The following is an 18,253-nucleotide window of genomic DNA, read 5'->3' as shown; positions in this document are numbered from 1 at the left end:
CCTCACAGGAGCCTTCCATGCTGCATCACCTCAAATACCTGTCCCTCGCCGCCGCCATCGCCATGGCCGGCGGCTGCGCCGCCACCTCCGACAGCGCCAGGCCGGACACGGGCCTGACGCCCACGTACAGCCTGACGAATACCTACTGGAAGCTGACGCAGCTCGATGGCGCCCCCGTGACGATGGCGCCGGAGCAGGAACGCGAAGTGCGCATCACCCTCACCGACGATGGCAAGGTCCATGGTTTTACGGGCTGCAACCAGGTCATGGGCGGCTACACGCTGGCCGGCACGGCCCTGCGCTTCACGCAGCTGGCCGGCACCCGCATGGCCTGCCCGCCGCCGCTGATGCAGCTGGAAAGCGCCGTGCTGGCCAACTTGAACAGCGTGACGGGCTACCGTTTCGAAGGCGAGTACCTGATCCTGCTCAAGGATGGCGCGCCCGTGGCCCGCTTTGAATCGGTCTACCTGTGAAATAAAAACCGGCTGCCGTTACAATGGCTTCCAGCCCATCATCTGGAAGGAAGCCATGTCCGCACTGCCCTCGCCGTCGTCTCCATCATTGCCATCGGCCGCCGGCCGCTACCGGGCTTTTCTTTTTGACATGGACGGCACCGTCATCAATTCCATCGCCGCCGCCGAACGCATCTGGGGCACCTGGGCGCAGCGCCAGGGCCTCGACGTGGCGGCCTTTCTGCCCACCATCCATGGCGCGCGCTCGGTCGACACCATCGCCAAGCTGCGCTTGCCCGGCGTCGATGCGCAGCGCGAGTCGCAGGGCATCACGGATGCGGAAATCGTCGATGTGGAAGGGATTATTGAAATCGCGGGCGCGCTGCGTTTTTTGACGTCGCTGCCGCCCGCGCAGTGGGCCATCGTCACTTCGGCGCCGCGCGCGCTGGCCACGGCGCGCCTGAAGGCGGCCGGCATGCCGATACCCGCCATCATGGTGACGGCGGAAGACGTCAAGGCGGGTAAACCAAAACCCGATTGCTACCTGCTGGCGGCGCAAAAACTGGGCGTGGCGCCCATGGATTGCCTGGTCTTCGAAGATGCCTCGGTCGGCATCGAGGCGGGAGAAGCGGCCGGCGCGAAAGTCATGGTGGTCACCGCAACGCATGCGCACCCGCTGGCCACGCGCCATCCGGCCATCGCCAGCTATGAAGGCATCGTGGCGACCGTCGATGGCGATGGCTTCATCGTGCTGGCACAGTCATCTGACCCTGCGGCTGCAGCACCCGCGACAAGATAGCCTGCTCCAGCGCGGCGAAGGCAGCATGGCCGCGCTGACGGGGGCGCGGCAAGTCCACCTGCACGTCCATGGTGATCTGGCCATCCTCGATCAAGAGCACGCGGTCGGCCAGCGCCACGGCTTCGGCCACGTCGTGCGTCACCAGCACGGCCGTGAAACCGCGCGCCAGCCACAGCGACTCGATCAGCTGCTGCATCTCGATGCGCGTCAGGGCGTCGAGCGCGCCCAAGGGCTCGTCGAGCAGCAGCAGTTGCGGCTCGTGCACGAGCGCACGCGCCAGCGCCACGCGCTGCTTCTGCCCGCCCGACAGGGCCGACGGCCAGTCGTCCGCCCGCTCGGCCAGGCCCACCGTCCACAGCGAGGCGGCCGCCGCGCCGATGGAACGGGGCAAGCCCAGGGCCACGTTGTCGAGCACCGTCTTCCACGGCAGCAGCCGCGATTCCTGGAACATGATGCGGATGTCGGGCATCCCGACACCGCTGCCGATGGCGACGCTGCCTTCATCGATGCTTTCCAGTCCCGCGATCGAACGCAGCAAGGTGCTCTTGCCGCAGCCGCTGCGTCCCACGATGGCGACAAATTCGCCCGCCTCGAGCTGCAGGTCGACGTTTTTCAGCACGGGGCGGCTGGTGTAGGATTTGCTCAGGTTTGCCAGTTCCAAGGGGACGCCACGCCGTTGCAAAGGGGTGGATGGCGCCGTCTTCGCCTGCGGCGGCGCGCTGGCCGGGTCGTACTGCACGAAATGCGACAAAAAATCCGTTTCGATCTGGATGGGGGCGAGCAGCATGGTGTCCTCTTCAATCATTAGCGGTAAGCGGGATTCCAGCGCAGGCAGTGGCGTTCCAGCCGGCGCGAGAACAAATCGGCCAGCTTGCCCAGCAAGGCGTACAGCAGTATCCCCACCAGCACCACGTCCGTTTGCAAGAATTCGCGCGCATTCATGGTCATGTAGCCGATGCCGGCCTGCGCCGAGATGGTTTCGGCGACGATCAGCAGCACCCACACGAGTCCCAGCGAAAAGCGCACGCCGACCAGGATGGACGGCATGGCGGCCGGCAGGATCACGTCGCGGTACAAAGGCCAGCCGGACAAGCCATAGCTTTTCGCCATTTCGATCAAGCCCTGGTCGGCAGAACGGATGCCGTGGAAGGTGTTCAGGTAGACGGGAAAGAAGACGCCGAGGGCCAGCAGGAAGAGTTTCGCCGTCTCGTCGATACCGAACCACAGGATCACCAGCGGAATCAGGGCCAATGCCGGGATGTTGCGCACCATTTGCAATGTCGTGTCGAGCAGGGTTTCCGCGTGGCGGAAGCTGCCCGTCAAAAGACCCAGCAGCAAGCCCAGTCCCGCGCCGATGACAAAACCCACCGTCGCGCGCCACAAGCTCGTCTTCAGGTGCAGCCACAATTCGCCCGACCCGGCCAGATGCCAGAAAGCCTTCGCCACGGCCCACGGTTCGGGCAGGATACGGCTCGACAGCCAGCCCCACTGCGCCGCCAGCTGCCAGGCCAGCAGCAGCGCCACGGGCAAGGCCCATGGCGCCAGCGCGTGACGCAGCGAAGGCCGGGGCGTGCCGGGCAGCCTCTTGACGGCGGCCGTCGCCATCTCAGGCCGCCTTTTTCTGCGGCGCGGCCGGCACGATATTGCTGGCCATGACTTCGCCGAAGGGGCCGCTCAAGGATTGCTCGCCCACGGCCTTGCCCTTGCCCAGCAGCGGAAATACCAGTTCGGCGAAACGGTACGACTCTTCCAGGTGCGGGTAACCGGAGAAAATGAAGGTGTCGATGCCCAGGTCCGCGTATTCCTGCATGCGCGCCACCACGGTCGGACCGTCGCCGACCAGGGCCGTGCCCGCGCCGCCGCGCACCAGGCCCACGCCGGCCCACAGGTTGGGCGACACTTCGAGCTTGTCGCGCCGCCCGCCATGCAGGGCCGCCATCCGTTGCTGGCCCACGGAATCCATCTTGCCGAATGCCGCCTGCGCCTTGGCGATGATATCGTCGTCCAGGTGGCTGATCAGTTCATCGGCCGCGCGCCAGGCCGCCTCATTCGTCTCGCGCACGATCACGTGCAATCGGATGCCGAAGCGCACCGTGCGGCCTTTTTTTGCGGCGCGCGCGCGGATGTCGGCGATTTTCTCGGCAACGGCGGCGGGCGGCTCGCCCCACGTCAGGTACACGTCCATCTGCTCGGCCGCCAGTTCGTGCGCGGGTTCCGACGAGCCGCCGAAATACAGGGGCGGATACGGTTTCTGCACGGGCGGATACAGGGTTTTCGCGCCCTTCACCTGGATATGCTCGCCCTCGAAGTCGTAGCCGGCCGCGCCGCCCTCGCCCGCCAGGGTGGCGCGCCAGACCTTGATGAATTCATCGGAAATCTCGTAGCGCTTGGCATGGTCGGCAAACAGGCCGTCCGCCTCCAGCTCGCCCTGGTCGCCGCCCGTGACGACGTTGATCAGGAGCCGGCCGTTCGACAGGCGGTCGAACGTGGACGCCATGCGCACGGCCAGGCCGGGCGTGGACAGGCCGGGGCGCACGGCCACGAGGAACTTGAGCTTTTGCGTCACGCTGATCAGCGACGACGCCACCACCCACGCGTCTTCGCAGGAGCGGCCCGTGGGCAGCAGCACGCCGTCGTAGCCCAGCGTGTCGGCGGCCACGGCCACCTGGCGCAAATAATCGGCATCGACGGGGCGCGCGCCCTGCGAGGTGCCCAGGTAGCGGCTGTCGCCATGGGTGGGGATAAACCAGAAGACATTCAATGACATGATATTTGTTCCTTATTTTGCGCTGGTGGCCAGCTGGCGCGCCGGCAGCAGCGCATCCTTGACGACGATCGGTTTCGGAATCAGCTTCAGAGCGGAAAACGCATCGGCCACCCTTTGCTGCGAGGCGATGACGTCGACGGAGACGGGTTTGACGCCATACGCATAGCGCGTAGCGGCCAGCGCCACGACTTCCTTGCCCAGCCCAGTCTGTGCCGACAGGATCGCCGCCACTTCCTCCGGGTTGTTGCGGCCCCAGTCATCGACCTTGGCCACCTCGTCGAGCACGATGCGCAGGATTTCGGGATTTTTTTCCGCATACGTGCGCGAGGCGAGATAAAACTGGTAGTTCGCCACCAGACCCTTGCCATCGGCCAGCACGCGGGCGCCCAGCTGCTTTTCGGCGGCGGCCAGGAACGGGTCCCAGATGGCCCAGGCGTCCACGCTGCCCCGCTCGAAGGCGGCGCGCGCATCGGCCGGCGGCAGGAACACGGGCTGGATGTCGGCGTAGGCGACGCCCGCCTTTTCCAGCGCCTTCAACAACAGGTAATGCACGTTCGAGCCCTTGTTCAGGGCGATCTTCTTGCCCTTCAAGTCGGCCAGGGTGCGCAAGCCGGATCCCTTGGGCACGACGATGGCTTCGCTGGCGGGCGACGCCGGCTCATTGCCGACATACACCAGGTTGGCGCCGGCCGCCTGGGCAAAGATCGGCGGCGCCTCGCCCACGGTGCCGAAATCGATGCTGCCCACGTTCAAGCCTTCCAGCAGCACGGGGCCGGCCGGGAACTCCGTCCATTTCACACCCACGCCCTGTTCGGCCAGGCGTTTTTCCAAGGTGCCGCGCCCCTTCAACAACGTCAGGGTGCCGTATTTCTGGTAGCCAATACGCACCTGCACCTGCACCTGTACTTCTCCCTTGGCCTGCGCCTGTGCCGCGGCCGGCATGCCGGCCGCCATCACGCCGGCAGCGGCGGCAAACAGCAGGCCCAGAGTGGTACGGCGCGAGAGGCGTTGTGCGTGGCGGTGTGTCATGGCGGTTCCTTGGTCGGTGAATAATCAGGCGGCTTGATAGTGGGCTGCGTAAGGCTGGTCTTGCAGCGAACGCACGGGGTGCGGGACTTCTGCCGGCGCGGACGGACGCCGGCCCTGCAGCACGAACAGGCCGCCAGACAGCTCCTCGATGCCGGCCTGCACGCGCGCGGCGATCGGCGCGTCCAGGCTCAAGCCCCCCTCTTCATGCCACGCCAGCTGCTGCGCATTGGCATAGATGCTGGTGAAGACCTGCTTGGCGCCCAGCGCATGGAGCACGGGACGCAGCGCATAGTCGAGCGCCAGGGTGTGGGCGTGGCCGCCGCCCGTGGCCAGCGGCAGCACCAGCTTGCCGGCCAGGCCATCTTGCGGCAGCAGGTCGAGGAAGGCTTTCAGCAAGCCTGTATACGACGCCTTGTAGATGGGCGTGGCGATCACGATGGCGTCGGCGTCGGCCACGGCGCGCACGGCGCTGGCAATCGCCGCGTCGTCATAGTCGGCCAGCAGCAAGGCGCGCGACGGCAGGTCGCGCACATGCAGCTTGGCGTAGCTGTGGCCCTGCAGCGCCAGCTGTTCGCCGATATGCAGCAGCAAACGGCTGGAACTCGATGGGAGTTGCGGGCTGCCGCCCAATAACAAGATGCTCATGTGATGCCGTCCCTGTACGTGATGGTTTGATTTGGCTACTTGGATGCTTGCAGCCTATCGCCATCAGCGGCCCGATAAAACGAATGCTTTCGCGCTTCGATATGCGTTTTTTGACTATCCGGGCCTGACGCCCCGCAAGCGAAGGCGCTCATCCCCACATGGCTTTTTTCGCATATCCATGCGCGGTTTTCTTCGTGTACGGCGCGCGCCCGGCGGTGCAATATCGGCGTCATCGTCTTTCTGGAATCCGTCCCATGTCTAGCGCTTTACTCCATGCCGCCCATCCTCAGCCTCCTGTGCCGGAACCCCTGCAGGACGCCATCAGCATCGCCACCGCGCTGGCCGCGCGCCTGGCCGAAACGGCCAATGCCCGCGACCAGGCCGGCGGCCATGCGGCGCAGGAACGCGAATGGCTGCGCGAGTCAGGCTTGCTGACCCTGTCGATTCCCGTGGAATTCGGCGGCCAGGGCGCGTCCTGGCCCCTCGTGTACCAGGTGATCCGCATCCTGGCGCGGGCCGACAGCGCGCTAGCGCATGTCTTCGGCTTCCACCATCTGCAGCTGGCGGGCCTGCAGCTGTACGGCAGCGCGCAGCAGCAGCGCCGCCTGCTCACCTTGACCGTCGACGAGCGCCTGTTCTGGGGCAATGCCCTGAACCCCCTCGACAAGCGGGTCACGGCCAGCGACAGCGGCGACGGCTACGTCCTCGACGGCATCAAGAGCTTTTCTTCCGGTTCCGTCGGTTCCGACTGGCTGACCGTCTCCGCCTGGCACGCGCCCACGCAGACGGCGCTGATCGCCGCCCTGCCCACGCGCCAGGATGGCGTGACCGTGCAGGCGGACTGGGACGCCTTCGGCCAGCGCCAGACGGACAGCGGCAATGTCCACTTTGAAGGAGTCGCCCTGCCGCGGGAACTGGTGCTGCAGGCGCCCGCGCAGGCCGCCACACCGCAAGCCACCGTGCGCTCGCAGATCGCGCAGCTGATCATGGCGAATCTCTACCTGGGCATCGCCGAAGGCGCGTTCGAGGCGGCGCGCCGCTACACGAACGAGCAGGCGAAAGCCTGGTTTGCCTCGGGCGTGGCGCAAGCCACCGATGACCCTTTGGTGCAGCACCGCTATGGCCAGCTGTGGCTCTTGCTGCGTCCCGCGCAAGTGCTGGCCGACGCGGCGGCGCAGGAACTGGAAAAGGTCTTCCGCAAGGGCGCGCTGGTGACGGCGCGCGAACGGGGCTTGCTGGCCATGGCCGTGGCCGAAGCCAAATGCCTGTCGCACAAGGCGGGACTGGAGATCAGCAGCCAGATGTTCGAACTGACGGGCGCCCGCTCCACCTCGGCCCAATACGGCTTCGACCGCTACTGGCGCAACGTGCGCGTGCATACCCTGCATGACCCCATCGACTACAAGCTGCGCGACCTGGGACGCTTTGCCTTGACCGGCACGGTGCCCGAGCCGACGGCATATTCATAATTCACACACCAAGGAGCCACCATGACCATCGCCCGCCGCCGCATCGTCCTCACCGCCCTGGCCCTGGCCCTGACGGCCAGCTTCGCCCACGCCAAGGACCCGAAAGAGATCACCATCGGCACCAGCGCCGGGCCGTACGCGGACCAGATCAAGCTGGGCATCAAGCCTATCCTGGAAAAACAGGGCTACAAGGTCAAGCTGGTGGAATTCAACGACTACATCCAGCCGAACTTCGCGCTGGCCGAGGGTTCGCTCGACGCCAACGTATTCCAGCACATCGTCTACCTGAAGAAATTCGCGCTGGAGCACAAGCTGGCCCTGACGGACCTGATCACGATACCCACGGCGCCGATTGCCATCTACAGCAAAAAGCACAAGACCATGGACGACGTGAAGGAAGGCACGACGGTCGGCTTGCCGAACGATCCGACCAACCAGGCGCGCGCGCTGGTGCTGCTGGACCAGCTGGGCTGGATCAAGCTGCGCGCCAGCTTCGACCCCGTGCGCGCGTCGGAAAAGGATATCGCCGTCAATACGAAGAAAATCAAGCTGCTGCCCCTGGAAGCGGCGCAGCTGCCACGCTCGCTGGGCGACACCGATTACTCCTTCATCAACGGCAATTACGCGCTGGCGTCGGGGTTGAAACTGACGGACGCGCTGGTGGCCGAGAAAATCTCGCCCAACTACATCAACCTGGTGGCCATCCGCACGGCCGACAAGGACAAGCAGTTCGCCAAGGACCTGGCGGCCGCCTACCGTTCGCGCGAATTCCTCGACATCACGAACAAGCACTTTGCCGGCTACTCGAAACCCGATTACCAGCAAGCCTTGCAGACGGCAGCCAAATAAGCCATGGCCAAGACGATACGCTTCAACGCCTTCCAGATGAATACCGTCGGCCACCAGTCGCCGGGCCTGTGGACGCATGCGCGCGACCGCAGCCACCGTTATACGGATCCTGCGCACTGGACGGAACTGGCGCGCCTGCTGGAAGCGGGCCTGTTCGACGCGGTTTTTCTCGCCGACGTGCTGGGCGTGTACGACGTGTACCGGGACAGCCTCGATGCGGCGCTGGAACACGGCGTGCAGGTGCCGCTGAACGACCCGCTGGCGCTTGTGCCCATCATGGCGCAGGCCACCACGCACCTGGGTTTTGGCGTCACCTGCGCCCTCACCTATGAACACCCGTACACGTTCGCGCGGCGCATCTCCACCCTCGACCATCTGTCGAAAGGGCGTATCGGCTGGAATATCGTCACCGGCTATCTCGATAGCGCGGCGCGCAACCTGGGCTTGAGCCAGCAGCTGGGGCACGACGAACGCTACGACCTGGCCGACGAGTACCTCGACGTCGTCTACAAGCTGTGGGAAAAGAGCTGGGACGACGACGCCGTCGTCAACGACAAGGCGCGCGGCATCTACGCCGATCCGGCCAAGGTCCACCCGATCAACCATGCCGGGCGCCACTACAAGGTGCCCGGCATCCATTTGTGCGAGCCGTCGCCGCAGCGCACGCCGCTGCTGTACCAGGCGGGCACCTCGCCGCGCGGCACGCGCTTCGCGGCGCGCCACGCGGAAGCGACGTTTGTCAGTGGTCCCAGCAAGACGGTCGTCAAGCGCTACGCCGACGACTTGCGCGCCGCCGTGCGGCAAAGCGGGCGCGATGGCGAGGCGCTGCTGATCTACGCCCAGGCCCTGGTCATCACGGGCGCCACGGAAGCCGAGGCGCGCGCCAAGCACGCCGACTACCTGCGCCACGTCAACATCGAGGCGGCGCTGGTGCTGCTGTCGGGCTGGACGGGCGTCGATTTCAGCCGCTATCCGCTCGACGCCACCATCGACTACATCGATTCCCCGGCCGGCCGCTCGGCGCTGGCCTCGTTCAGCCAGGCCGACCCGGACCGCACGTGGACGGTGCGCGAGGCCGCCGAATACATCGGCCTGGGCGGGCGCGGCCCCGTGCTGGTGGGCGACGCGCGCCAGGTGGCCGACCAGCTGGAAGCGTGGCTGGACGAGACGGGCATCGACGGCTTCAATCTCGCCTTCGCCGTGGCGCACGACAGCATGGCCGACGTGGTGACCCACATCGTGCCGGAACTGCAGCGGCGCGGCCGCTACCGCACCAGCTACGAGGAAGGCAGCTTGCGCCACAAGGTATTCGGCCAGGGTCCGCGCCTGCGGGCCGATCACCCGGGCCGCCAGGTCAGCATCGCCCCTTCGGCCACGCCCGGCGCCACGCTGGCCGCCGCCTGAGCGTACGCCATCCGGACGACAGCCTGTCCGGCATCGCTGCCAGCGTTTGCGTCGCGCCCCGTTCCGTGTCAGCATATGCCACTCTGGCAATACGGATAAGGATCGCAATGCCCCTCACACCACCACGCGCGCTGGTTCTGGCCCTGCTGCTGGCCAGCTCCGCCGCCCAGGCGCAAACACCTGCCCCAGCCACGCCGCCGACGCCGGATTGCGAGATCTGCGCCACCTGGAATGCCGACCAGACGCCATTCCGCCTCTTCGGCAATACTTATTATGTGGGCGTGAAAGGCCTCAGTTCCGTGCTCATCACGTCGCCGCAAGGTCATGTGCTGATCGACGGCGGCTTGCCGGAATCGGCGCCGAAGATCATCGCCAATATCGGCGCGCTGGGTTTTCGCATCGAGGACGTCAAGCTGATCCTCAATTCGCACGGCCACATCGACCACGCGGGCGGCCTGGCCGAGCTGCAGCGGCGCAGCAATGCGCTGGTGGCCGCCAGCCCGTCGGCCGCGCTGGACCTGGCGTCGGGCGAAGTGGGACCGGACGACCCGCAATACCACGCGCTGCCCAAGTACCCGCCCGTGAAAGACATGCGTCTGGCGCGCGACGGCGGCCAGTTCAATGTCGGCCCGATCAAATTGACGGCGCACGCCACGCCGGGCCACACGCCCGGAGGCCTGAGCTGGACGTGGCAGTCGTGCGACGGCCCCCGCTGCCTGAACATGGTCTACGCGGACAGCCTCAACGCCGTCTCGCGCCCCGGCTTCAAGTTCAGCGCCAGCAGCGAATATCCGAACGCGGTGGCGGACCTGCGCCACAGCTTCGAGACCCTGGAAAAGCTGCCTTGCGACGTGCTGATCTCCGCCCACCCGGAAGCGTCGCAACTGTGGGAACGGCTGGAAGCGAGTGCCATGGCCGGCAGCGAGGCCTTCGTCGACCCGCAAGCCTGCCGCGCCTACGTGGCGGCGGCGCGCAGCCTGCTCGATGCCCGCCTGGAACAGGAAAAGCAGGACTAGGCTTGTCAACCGTGCACGCTGCCGTGGCGCGTATCTGCTACGCTGGAGGCTATCACTTCAACAAGGAAATGCCATGTTCACACTCGCCAGACTGATTCCCCTCGCCGCCATCGTCGCCATCACGGCAGGCTGCGCGCAAACGCCCGTGCGCAGCGACGCTGCCGCCGCCGCGCCAGGCGCCACCTCGCCCGCCCAGCCGGCGCCGAAGCTGGCGGGCACGCAGTGGAAACTGAAGGAATTGAAGGGCAAGAAAATCGTGCGCAAGGCGCCCGAGCAGCGCGAAGTGACCCTGCTGCTGGCCGAAGGCCGCGCCAGCGGCAACAGCGGCTGCAACCAGATGATGGGCGGCTATACCAGCGACGGCATCAGCACCCTGGCCTTCTCGCAGCTGGCCGGCACCATGATGATGTGCCAGCCGCAGGACATGGACCTCGAGCGCGAGTTGCTCACCACCCTGGGCGAAGTCAATGGCTACCGCTACGCGGACCAGGAATTGCTGCTGCTGAAGGATGGCGTGCCCGTGGCCCGCTATGAAGCGCTGACGGTGAAGTAAGGTTTTTGCAAAGCCAGGCGCCACGCCCGGCTTGAATAGTGCCCGAAAAACGTTCAGGACAAGGCGCAGCGCCGCAGGCAGTACGCTAGTACGGCCAGGCGCTGTAACGCCACCATGGACGTTTTCTCGGCCACTCTTCAATCGTTGCGCATCTGCGCCTGCGATACATTGCTATTCGCTGGCACGCTCTGCGTCAGCCACACATTCCCCCCGATGGTCGATCCCGCGCCGATGGTGATGCGCCCCAGCACGGTCGCGCCCGCGTAAATCACCACGTCGTCCTCGACGATGGGGTGGCGCGGCGTTCCCTTGATCAGCGCGCCGGAAGCGTCGGCAGGAAAACGCTTGGCGCCCAGGGTGACGGCCTGGTACAAACGCACCCGCTGGCCGATGATGGCCGTCTCGCCGATCACCACGCCCGTGCCATGGTCGATGAAGAACGATGCGCCGATGTGCGCGCCCGGGTGGATGTCGATGCCCGTCAGGGTGTGCGCGATGTCGGCGATCAGGCGCGCCAGGAACGGCGCACCGAGCGCGTGCAGCTGGTGCGCCAGGCGGTGGTACAAGATGGCGATGGTGCCCGGATAGCACAGCATGATCTCGGCCACCGAGGTGGCGGCCGGGTCGCCCGCGTAGGCGGCCTGCACGTCCGAGACCAGCAGGGCGCGGATGTCGGGCAGGCTGGCGGCGAAAGCGCGCGTGATGTCGCGCGCCTGCTGCGCCAGCGCCGCATCGTCGCTGGCGCCGTTCTGTTCATCGCCAGCTGGTATGGAAAATAGCAAGCCGCGCCGCACCTGCTCGCTGAGCCGGTTCAGGGTGGTGTTCAGCGTGTCGCCGACAAAATAGTCGATGCTTTCATCGGTCAGGTTGGGCCGCCCGTAATGCGTGGGGAACAGCGCCGCCGACAAGCCGTTGACGATGGTGGTGAGCGCTTCGCGCGACGGCAGTTCGCGCACCCTGCCGTTATGGCGGATCTTGTGCTTGTCTTCACGCGAGCTGCGCAGGGCCTGGATCACGGGGCCCAGGTTCCACTGGGCCGTGTCGTCGGCGGGCGCCGCCGGATAAATACTGTGCATGGCGTATCACTTCCAAAAAAAGGCCAACAAGCCGGGTCGCCCCAGCTTAGCGGTGACGACAAGCGATGCAAACGAAGAATTCCAAGGTTCCATATACGAAAACCGCATATGGATGGCAAACCGCCGCGGCACCGGACCCGATTCCCGCCGCTAGCGTAAAATGACGGACTAACAAAAACACTCTTCAACATGACTAAATTATTAACCTGGATTTTGGCGGGCCTGGCGATGGTCGGACCGCTTGCAATTGACACCTATCTGCCGTCGTTCCCCGCCATCACGCAAGATTTCAATGCCAGCCCCCTGCTGGTGCAGCAGACCCTGAGCTTTTTCCTGTTCACGTTCGCCTTCATGATGCTGTTTTACGGCACCCTGTCCGATTCCTTCGGCCGCCGTCCCGTGATCCTCGTCTCGCTGGTGCTGTATGTAATCGCCTCCGTGGGCGCCGCGCTGGCGCCGTCGCTGGGCTGGCTGCTGGCCTGGCGCGTACTGCAGGGACTCTCGGCGGGCGCCGGTTCCGTCATCGGCCGCGCCATCGTGCAAGACCGCTATGCGGGCGCCGCCGCGCAGAAAATCCTCTCGCATATCATGATGGTATTCGCGCTGGCGCCGGCCATCGCCCCCGTGCTGGGCGGCTGGCTGCAGGTCAGCCTGGGCTGGCGGGCGATCTTCTGGTTCCTCACGGCATTCGGCGTGCTGATGTTCGTCGTCGTCTGGCGCGCGCTGCCGGAAAGCCTGCCCAAGGAGCAGCGCCACGCCTTCCACCTGGGCGACATCGCCGTCAATTACTGGAAAGTGCTGTGCCACCGCCAGTTCCTGCTGCTGTCGACGGCCATCGGCGCGGCCTTCGGCGGCTTCGCCCTGTACATCGGCTCGGCCGCCTACTTCATCATCAACATCCTGCACCTGCCGGAAACGGCCTTCGCCTGGCTGTTCATTCCCCTGATCAGCGGCATGGTATTCGGTTCGGCCCTGTCGGCGAAAATCGCCCACCGCTACAGCCAGCGCCAGATGATCTGGGCCGGCTTCATCCTGATGCTGATCGCCGCGCTGGCCAACATCGGCTACAACTATGTGTTTGCCGCCGAAGTGCCATGGGCCGTGCTGCCGCTGTTCTTCTACTCGTTCGCCCTGTCGATCGCCATGCCGCCGATGACCTTGATGGCCCTGAACCACTTCCCCAACAACAGCGGCCTGGCGTCGTCGATGCAGTCGTTCATCCAGATGCTGCTGTTCGCGCTGGTGTCGGGCCTGGTGGCGCCGCTGCTGTTCGACAGCGCCCTGAATCTGGCGTATGGCGTGATGGCGGGACTGCTGGTGAGTTTGGTTTGCTGGGTGTTTGCGCAGGGTGGGAAAACGGAAGCGGTCAAGCAGTAGCTTTTACAGCGGATTTTTCAGGTCGGGAGCACCTGAAAAACGTTCAGGACAAGGCGCCGTGCCGCAGGCAGTACGCTAGTACGGCAAGGCACGGCAACGCAGTCATGGACGTTTTCTCAGGCGCTCCTCAAGGCCACGGTGCGGGCGTCACATCCAGATATTGCGCCCCGCCCTGCTCCGGTTCCGCTTCATTGTTCTGCGATGGCTGGTTCAAGGAACCGGCCGGCGAACGCAGGCTCAAGATTTCCTTGCGCGTCTCGACGAAGTCGGCGGAACTGAGGGGGTGCTGCTGGTCCGGCCAGTGGCTGACGGCCCATTCCTGCAAGGCTTCGAAGCGCCGCCACAGTTCGGCGATGAATTCGCGGCGCGCCTCTTCCTCCTGCTGCGGCGTCTTTTCGGCGCCTTCCCCGATAGGTACTTGCATGGCTGCTCCCTGGCTGATCAATCGTCTTGCCAGACTACGCAGGGACCAGCCTATCGTCTGTTCGCGAACGAACACAGGATTTATTCAGGCATCTTGCGAAAGCCCACGGCCAGACGGTTCCACGTGTTGATGGAGCCGATGGCCAGGGTGACGTTGACCATTTCCGCCGGCGTCAATTGCTCCGCCAGCGCCGCATAGTCTTCGTCCGAAGCGTGATTCTGCGGCAGCAGGGTCAGTGCCTCCGTCCAGGCCAGCACGGCGCGCTCGCGCGGCGTGAAGAACGGCGTTTCGCGCCAGACGGACACGGCATACAGGCGGCGCTCCGTTTCGCCCGCCTTGCGCGCATCGCTCGTGTGCATGTCCACGCAAAAGGCGCAGCCGTTGATTTGCGAGGCGCGCAAGCGGATCAGCTCCAGCAGCGAGTGTTCCACGCCCAGCTTGGCGATGGCCGCTTCCAGCGCATACATGGCCTTGATGGCGTCGGGCGAGGCTTGTACAAAATCAATACGTTGCTGTGTCATGATGCATTCCTTGATAAAGTAGAGATGCATCATTGTAGAAGCGCAGGAAGAGCGCGCGGCAGGCCAATCCTGCCGAAAAACGGCAGACCACCAACAGATAATCCATGGAATTACATATCCTGATCGACGGCACGCGCGACCTGGGCGGCCAGCTGTACCGCCAGCTCAGCGAAGCGATCCGCTCGGGCCGGCTGACGGACGGGCAGCAATTGCCGCCCTCGCGCCTGCTGGCCAGCCAGCTGGGGCTGTCGCGCAAGACGGTGTCCGACGTGTATGACAAGCTCGGCTATGAAAAGCTGCTGGTAGGAAAGGTCGGCGTGGGCAGCTTCGTGCAGACGCCGCATGCCTCGCCGCAGCGCCGCCACGCCAGCGCGCCGCTGGCCAGCGCACAGCGCATCGCCCGCTGGGAAGCGACGCCCACGCCCCTGCGCCGCGCCAGCCAGGAAACGCCGGCACGCTACGCCTTCATCGGCGGACGCGCCACGCCCGCGCATTTCCCGCAGGATGAATGGCGCGCCTGCATGCTGCATGCGCTGCGTCAGGGCGGCCAGGCGCGCGGCCGCTATGGCCCTGCGGAAGGCTTGCCCGCCTTGCGCGCGGCGATTGCCGGCCATGCCGCCTTCAGCCGCGGCATCCATTGCACCGAGGAGCAAGTGCTCGTCACCAGCGGCGCGCAGCAAGCCTTGCACCTGCTCGCGCTGACCCTGCTGGAGCCGGGCGACACAGTTGCCGTGGAAGAACCCGGCTACCCCGTGGCGCGCGCCGTGTTCGCCAGCCAGGGCGCGCGCGTGGTGGGCGTCGAAGTGGACGAGGATGGGATCATCGTCGCGCAAATCCCGGACGGCACGCGCCTGATCTATGTCACGCCCGCGCATCAATTTCCGCTGGGCATGCCGATGAGCATGGCGCGCCGCCATGCCCTGCTGGAACGGGCGCAGCAACTGGGCGCCATCATCATCGAAGACGATTACGACAGCGCTTTCCGCTACGAGGGCCGGCCCGAGGATGCGTTGCAAAGCATGGACCGCTACGGCATCGTCGCGCACGTGGGCAGCTTTTCCAAGATCATGCTGCCGGAATTGCGCCTGGGCTATGTCGTGCTGCCGCAAGCCATCGTGGCCGCCATGCAGACGGTGAAATACCTGAGCGATTGCCATACGGCCAGCCTGGGCCAGCATGCGCTGGCCAAGTTCATCGGCGATGGCCATTTGCTGCGCCATATCCGCCGCTGCCACGATATCTACGCGGGGCGGCGCGAGCGGCTGCAGCACTGGTTCAACGGCCCCTTGGCCCCATGGTTCCGCCTGGTGCCGGCCAGCGCCGGCTTCCACGTGGCGGCGCTGGCGCAGGCGCCGCTCGATATCGCGGAATTGCTGCGCCGCGCGCGCCTGGCCGACATCAGCCTGTATGCGCTGGGCGGCTTTTACCACGGTCCAGCCCGCCATGAAGGCCTGTTCCTCGGCTATGGCGCCATCGACAAGCTCGATATCGACACGGCGCTGGCCAGGGTGCTGGCGATCCTGCAAGAGATTGCGCCCCTGCCCCTCAACGGGGTTGCCAGCGATAGTGCCCCGTGATCGGATAGCTGAATAAAATGTTTTCCTCGCGCGCGCCCTCGCCGATATTGTGGATGATCAGCGGCACGCCACCCCACGACTGCTTGTCGCTGACGATGCCGATGTGGGTCAGGTTGCGCGGCAGGCGCCAGGTGACGATGTCGCCCGCGCGGTAAGCGTTCGCTTCCTTGCTTGGCGCCAGACTGGTGCCGTGGCGGGCAAAATACGTACCCAGGTTCGGCACGCGCCGATGGTCGATATTGCGGTCCGGCCCCTTCATCTGCCAGCGTCCCTGCTGCTGGTACACCTGCCACGCCTTGCGCATGTCTTCGTGCACGAGCACCTGCAAATCCTGCCCAAGCTTACGGTAGGCACGCACGACCACGTCCGTGCACACGCCACGCTCGAGCGGCACGTCGCCGCCCGGATAGGCCAGGCGTTCGTAGCGCGGGTCGTACTGCACGGTCACGCCCACCTGGCTGCGGGCTGCGGCGACGAGCGCTTGCGGAGTGGCAGGGACAGCCGACGCCAGCATGGGCGCCAGCGCAAGCAACAGGATGGAGAGCGGTTTGATTGGCATCAACGTCGATAGTCGGATGGAAATGCGCACTGTACCGCAGCGGCAGGGAAAACGTCGGACGCCTAGGCGCCTGCCAGCTGCGCCAGGTGGCCTGGGAAATCCACGGCCGGTCCCGCCGCATTGACGGTGTCAAAATAATCATGCCAGCCCGTGGCGGCGATGCCTGCCAGCAAGGCGTCCAGCGCCGCCTCGTCCGGGAAGCGCCAGACGGCATAGAATTGCTGGGCAGCGGCATGCAGCTTGCCGCCATCGATGGCGCCCATGGCCAGCGCTTCGGCGCCGCTGCCGGACAAGGCCGCCATGCCGGCGCCCACCGTGTCGAAATACGCCTGGCGCGCAGCGCCGTCGAGGGCCAGCCAGGCGGGTTTCGGGCTGTACAGTTCCAACAGGTAATGCATGTTTTTCCTCCAAAAAAGTCAAGAAATCGAGCGCTGCGCCCGCTTGCAAATGCGTGCCGTGGCGGCAACGGGGCTGTCCTGCAGCCATTGCGTGCACAGGCTGCGCACCCAGTCCGGCTGGCTCTTGGCCGCATCGTTGAGCCAGTTGGCCACGGAATCCTGCACGTAGACGGCCGGATCGGCGCGCAAGGACTGCAACAGGGGCAAGCCCAGCTGCGGTTCGGCTTTTAACCGGGCGATATGCGCGCACCACACGCCGCGCGGGCGCAGCGCTTCGCAGGCGAAACGGCGCAGGCGTTCCGACGGGTCCGCCGTCCACGGCGCCAGCAGCGCGATGGCCTCCAGCAAATGCGCGGCCAGCCGGGGCCGCAGCGCCAGCCAGGCCCATTCGCGCACGCCGAAATGGCCATCGTCGGCCAGCGACCGCAGGGCCGCCAGCTGTTGCGGCAAGGTCAAGCCCGGTTGGTCGGCGATGGCAAAGCAGGCCCAGCCCCGCACCGTGTCGGACGCATGTGTTTGCAATTGCGCCAGATCAACGTTAGCCTCCAGCAGCAATTGCGCCGCCAAGGCCATGCGTTTGGTTATGCCGGCCGCTTCCAGCGCGCGCATCCGCTCCAGGCGGGCCGGACCGATAGCGGGCACGGCCGCGGCCAGCAGCTGGGCGAAATCGATGGCCAGCCCTTCCGTCAGGGTGGCGCTGGCCACCGTTCCCTGGTTCAGCAGGGCCAGGCGCGCGGGAGCGATATCGGCGACGCCACGGCTCATGCAGCACCCTGCATTTCACCCTTATCCGTCTTGCGCCAGGCTTTTTCCAGCAGCGCACTCAGCAACTGCATTTCTTCCGGCGTGAAATCGGCGAACAGGCTGGCGATCCATTGCGCGTGCTCATCGACGAGGGTCGCGGCCGCCGCTGCTCCCTTGACGCTGAGACGCACCAGCAGCTTGCGCCGGTCGAGCCGGTCCGCATGGCGCGCGAGAAAACCGTCGCGCTCGAGGCCGTCGAGCAAGCCCGTGATGGTGCCGCGCGTCACGCCGGCCCGTTCCGCCAGTTCATGCGGCGAAAGTCCGTCAGGCACGTCGCGCAGCAGGGACAGCAGCACGAACTTGCCTTCCGAAAGGCCATGGCGGCCCAGGCGCGTGGCGCAATCGCCATCGATGGCAGATGCCAGACCCAGCACTTCAAAGCACAGGCGCAGGCGTCCGACGGATGCCGGCATGTCGGGGCCGAGCGCGCGGCGCTGCACGTCACCGAGCAGGGCCGTGTATTTCTGTTCGAGTTTTATCATATGGCGCAATATAATATGGCGCCATATGACATGTCAAATGGAAAACCGTGAA

General features: G+C 65.7%; 21 protein-coding genes. 9 read left to right on the top strand and 12 right to left on the bottom strand.

The genetic code is table 11. The features are described from left to right. Positions 1-17 precede the first annotated feature (17 nt). Together ACQ4WQ_RS20435 and ACQ4WQ_RS20430 are read left to right on the top strand one after the other, a co-directional pair. Positions 18-473 (top strand): META domain-containing protein, encoded by a 456-nt coding sequence (locus ACQ4WQ_RS20435; protein WP_326456861.1) that lies wholly within the window; start codon positions 18-20, stop codon positions 471-473. Between the two features lie 55 nt (positions 474-528). Further along, a complete protein-coding gene (locus ACQ4WQ_RS20430) occupies positions 529-1,251 on the top strand; it encodes an HAD-IA family hydrolase (RefSeq protein WP_436499553.1) in 723 nt (240 codons plus the stop codon). Here the strand turns inward: ACQ4WQ_RS20430 and ACQ4WQ_RS20425 are convergent. From ACQ4WQ_RS20425 to ssuE, 5 genes are read right to left on the bottom strand one after another with little or no spacing between them, the layout of a single operon-like run. Next, positions 1,196-2,038, bottom strand: coding sequence for an ATP-binding cassette domain-containing protein (locus ACQ4WQ_RS20425; RefSeq protein WP_436499551.1), 843 nt, complete (start codon positions 2,036-2,038; stop codon positions 1,196-1,198). The two genes, ACQ4WQ_RS20430 and ACQ4WQ_RS20425, sit on opposite strands and share 56 nt — an antisense overlap. Before the next feature lie 17 nt (positions 2,039-2,055). Beyond that, complete coding sequence (gene ssuC / locus ACQ4WQ_RS20420) at positions 2,056-2,856, bottom strand: aliphatic sulfonate ABC transporter permease SsuC (protein WP_436499549.1); 801 nt, start codon at positions 2,854-2,856, stop codon at positions 2,056-2,058. Position 2,857: 1 nt separating this feature from the next. Further along, a complete protein-coding gene (ssuD, locus tag ACQ4WQ_RS20415; RefSeq protein WP_436499547.1) occupies positions 2,858-4,018 on the bottom strand; it encodes an FMNH2-dependent alkanesulfonate monooxygenase in 1,161 nt (386 codons plus the stop codon). 12 nt (positions 4,019-4,030) lie between these two features. Then, positions 4,031-5,047 carry a sulfonate ABC transporter substrate-binding protein gene (locus ACQ4WQ_RS20410; protein ID WP_436499545.1) on the bottom strand — a complete coding sequence of 339 codons (1,017 nt, stop codon included), beginning with the start codon at positions 5,045-5,047 and terminating at the stop codon, positions 4,031-4,033. A gap of 24 nt (positions 5,048-5,071) precedes the next feature. Further along, positions 5,072-5,692: an NADPH-dependent FMN reductase gene (ssuE, locus tag ACQ4WQ_RS20405; protein ID WP_436499543.1), complete on the bottom strand. Its 621-nt coding sequence runs from the start codon at positions 5,690-5,692 to the stop codon at positions 5,072-5,074. A gap of 254 nt (positions 5,693-5,946) precedes the next feature. Here ssuE and ACQ4WQ_RS20400 point away from each other — a divergent pair, with 254 nt between their 5' ends. The 5 genes from ACQ4WQ_RS20400 (at position 5,947) to ACQ4WQ_RS20380 (ending at position 10,983) form a co-directional block, all read left to right on the top strand. Next, complete coding sequence (locus ACQ4WQ_RS20400) at positions 5,947-7,161, top strand: acyl-CoA dehydrogenase family protein (protein ID WP_436499541.1); 1,215 nt, start codon at positions 5,947-5,949, stop codon at positions 7,159-7,161. 21 nt (positions 7,162-7,182) lie between these two features. Then, positions 7,183-8,010, top strand: a complete 828-nt coding sequence (locus ACQ4WQ_RS20395; RefSeq protein ID WP_436499539.1) for a MetQ/NlpA family ABC transporter substrate-binding protein — start codon at positions 7,183-7,185, stop codon at positions 8,008-8,010. Between the two features lie 3 nt (positions 8,011-8,013). Next, positions 8,014-9,414, top strand: a complete 1,401-nt coding sequence (locus ACQ4WQ_RS20390; protein WP_436499537.1) for an LLM class flavin-dependent oxidoreductase — start codon at positions 8,014-8,016, stop codon at positions 9,412-9,414. A gap of 107 nt (positions 9,415-9,521) precedes the next feature. Continuing rightward, the gene (gene bla, locus ACQ4WQ_RS20385; protein WP_436499535.1) at positions 9,522-10,430 is read left to right on the top strand and encodes a subclass B3 metallo-beta-lactamase; all 909 of its coding nucleotides are present in this window, start codon (positions 9,522-9,524) and stop codon (positions 10,428-10,430) included. Positions 10,431-10,503: 73 nt separating this feature from the next. Continuing rightward, positions 10,504-10,983: an META domain-containing protein gene (locus ACQ4WQ_RS20380; RefSeq protein ID WP_326456871.1), complete on the top strand. Its 480-nt coding sequence runs from the start codon at positions 10,504-10,506 to the stop codon at positions 10,981-10,983. A gap of 137 nt (positions 10,984-11,120) precedes the next feature. Here ACQ4WQ_RS20380 and epsC read toward each other — a convergent pair whose 3' ends face one another. After that, positions 11,121-12,059 (bottom strand): serine O-acetyltransferase EpsC, encoded by a 939-nt coding sequence (gene epsC, locus ACQ4WQ_RS20375; protein ID WP_070218250.1) that lies wholly within the window; start codon positions 12,057-12,059, stop codon positions 11,121-11,123. Positions 12,060-12,248: 189 nt separating this feature from the next. Between epsC and ACQ4WQ_RS20370 the strand changes: the two genes are divergently transcribed. Further along, positions 12,249-13,436: a multidrug effflux MFS transporter gene (locus ACQ4WQ_RS20370; RefSeq protein WP_326456872.1), complete on the top strand. Its 1,188-nt coding sequence runs from the start codon at positions 12,249-12,251 to the stop codon at positions 13,434-13,436. Between the two features lie 127 nt (positions 13,437-13,563). Here the strand turns inward: ACQ4WQ_RS20370 and ACQ4WQ_RS20365 are convergent, their stop codons facing one another. Together ACQ4WQ_RS20365 and ACQ4WQ_RS20360 are read right to left on the bottom strand one after the other, a co-directional pair. Beyond that, the gene (locus ACQ4WQ_RS20365) at positions 13,564-13,860 is read right to left on the bottom strand and encodes a hypothetical protein (RefSeq protein ID WP_436499532.1); all 297 of its coding nucleotides are present in this window, start codon (positions 13,858-13,860) and stop codon (positions 13,564-13,566) included. An 80-nt stretch (positions 13,861-13,940) separates the two neighbouring features. Then, entirely contained in the window at positions 13,941-14,381 is a 441-nt protein-coding gene (locus ACQ4WQ_RS20360) for a carboxymuconolactone decarboxylase family protein (protein WP_326456873.1), read from the bottom strand. A gap of 104 nt (positions 14,382-14,485) precedes the next feature. On the opposite strand from ACQ4WQ_RS20360, the gene pdxR reads away from it, so the two are divergent. After that, positions 14,486-15,958 carry a MocR-like pyridoxine biosynthesis transcription factor PdxR gene (pdxR, locus tag ACQ4WQ_RS20355; protein ID WP_436499530.1) on the top strand — a complete coding sequence of 491 codons (1,473 nt, stop codon included), beginning with the start codon at positions 14,486-14,488 and terminating at the stop codon, positions 15,956-15,958. Here pdxR and ACQ4WQ_RS20350 read toward each other — a convergent pair. The 4 genes from ACQ4WQ_RS20350 to ACQ4WQ_RS20335 form a co-directional block, all read right to left on the bottom strand. Beyond that, positions 15,927-16,517, bottom strand: a complete 591-nt coding sequence (locus tag ACQ4WQ_RS20350; protein ID WP_436499528.1) for a DUF1287 domain-containing protein — start codon at positions 16,515-16,517, stop codon at positions 15,927-15,929. The genes pdxR and ACQ4WQ_RS20350 overlap by 32 nt on opposite strands. 62 nt (positions 16,518-16,579) lie before the next feature. Further along, positions 16,580-16,915 carry a DUF6616 family protein gene (locus tag ACQ4WQ_RS20345; protein WP_326456876.1) on the bottom strand — a complete coding sequence of 112 codons (336 nt, stop codon included), beginning with the start codon at positions 16,913-16,915 and terminating at the stop codon, positions 16,580-16,582. Between the two features lie 18 nt (positions 16,916-16,933). After that, entirely contained in the window at positions 16,934-17,680 is a 747-nt protein-coding gene (locus ACQ4WQ_RS20340) for a HEAT repeat domain-containing protein (protein WP_436499526.1), read from the bottom strand. Beyond that, entirely contained in the window at positions 17,677-18,198 is a 522-nt protein-coding gene (locus ACQ4WQ_RS20335) for a MarR family winged helix-turn-helix transcriptional regulator (protein ID WP_436499752.1), read from the bottom strand. Before ACQ4WQ_RS20335 ends, ACQ4WQ_RS20340 begins: the two co-directional genes overlap by 4 nt. Positions 18,199-18,253 lie beyond the last annotated feature (55 nt).

The sequence above is a fragment of the Janthinobacterium goodfellowi genome (genome assembly GCF_051380695.1).
Classification (GTDB): domain Bacteria; phylum Pseudomonadota; class Gammaproteobacteria; order Burkholderiales; family Burkholderiaceae_D; genus Janthinobacterium.
Note: the sequence above shows the minus strand (reverse complement) of the source record. Positions and strands in the feature narration are given on the sequence as shown.

Excerpts from the sequence above, each read along its gene's own strand:
- ssuD (WP_436499547.1), bottom strand. The coding sequence starts at position 4,018 with ATGTCATTGAATGTCTTCTGGTTTATCCCCACCCATGGCGACAGCCGC.
- ACQ4WQ_RS20365 (WP_436499532.1), bottom strand. The coding sequence starts at position 13,860 with ATGCAAGTACCTATCGGGGAAGGCGCCGAAAAGACGCCGCAGCAGGAG.
- epsC (WP_070218250.1), bottom strand. The coding sequence starts at position 12,059 with ATGCACAGTATTTATCCGGCGGCGCCCGCCGACGACACGGCCCAGTGG.
- ACQ4WQ_RS20370 (WP_326456872.1), top strand. The coding sequence starts at position 12,249 with ATGACTAAATTATTAACCTGGATTTTGGCGGGCCTGGCGATGGTCGGA.
- ACQ4WQ_RS20400 (WP_436499541.1), top strand. The coding sequence starts at position 5,947 with ATGTCTAGCGCTTTACTCCATGCCGCCCATCCTCAGCCTCCTGTGCCG.
- ACQ4WQ_RS20410 (WP_436499545.1), bottom strand. The coding sequence starts at position 5,047 with ATGACACACCGCCACGCACAACGCCTCTCGCGCCGTACCACTCTGGGC.
- ACQ4WQ_RS20380 (WP_326456871.1), top strand. The coding sequence starts at position 10,504 with ATGTTCACACTCGCCAGACTGATTCCCCTCGCCGCCATCGTCGCCATC.
- ACQ4WQ_RS20395 (WP_436499539.1), top strand. The coding sequence starts at position 7,183 with ATGACCATCGCCCGCCGCCGCATCGTCCTCACCGCCCTGGCCCTGGCC.
- ACQ4WQ_RS20430 (WP_436499553.1), top strand. The coding sequence starts at position 529 with ATGTCCGCACTGCCCTCGCCGTCGTCTCCATCATTGCCATCGGCCGCC.
- ssuE (WP_436499543.1), bottom strand. The coding sequence starts at position 5,692 with ATGAGCATCTTGTTATTGGGCGGCAGCCCGCAACTCCCATCGAGTTCC.
- ACQ4WQ_RS20345 (WP_326456876.1), bottom strand. The coding sequence starts at position 16,915 with ATGCATTACCTGTTGGAACTGTACAGCCCGAAACCCGCCTGGCTGGCC.
- pdxR (WP_436499530.1), top strand. The coding sequence starts at position 14,486 with ATGGAATTACATATCCTGATCGACGGCACGCGCGACCTGGGCGGCCAG.
- ACQ4WQ_RS20340 (WP_436499526.1), bottom strand. The coding sequence starts at position 17,680 with ATGAGCCGTGGCGTCGCCGATATCGCTCCCGCGCGCCTGGCCCTGCTG.
- ACQ4WQ_RS20350 (WP_436499528.1), bottom strand. The coding sequence starts at position 16,517 with ATGCCAATCAAACCGCTCTCCATCCTGTTGCTTGCGCTGGCGCCCATG.
- ACQ4WQ_RS20390 (WP_436499537.1), top strand. The coding sequence starts at position 8,014 with ATGGCCAAGACGATACGCTTCAACGCCTTCCAGATGAATACCGTCGGC.
- bla (WP_436499535.1), top strand. The coding sequence starts at position 9,522 with ATGCCCCTCACACCACCACGCGCGCTGGTTCTGGCCCTGCTGCTGGCC.
- ACQ4WQ_RS20425 (WP_436499551.1), bottom strand. The coding sequence starts at position 2,038 with ATGCTGCTCGCCCCCATCCAGATCGAAACGGATTTTTTGTCGCATTTC.
- ACQ4WQ_RS20435 (WP_326456861.1), top strand. The coding sequence starts at position 18 with ATGCTGCATCACCTCAAATACCTGTCCCTCGCCGCCGCCATCGCCATG.
- ssuC (WP_436499549.1), bottom strand. The coding sequence starts at position 2,856 with ATGGCGACGGCCGCCGTCAAGAGGCTGCCCGGCACGCCCCGGCCTTCG.
- ACQ4WQ_RS20360 (WP_326456873.1), bottom strand. The coding sequence starts at position 14,381 with ATGACACAGCAACGTATTGATTTTGTACAAGCCTCGCCCGACGCCATC.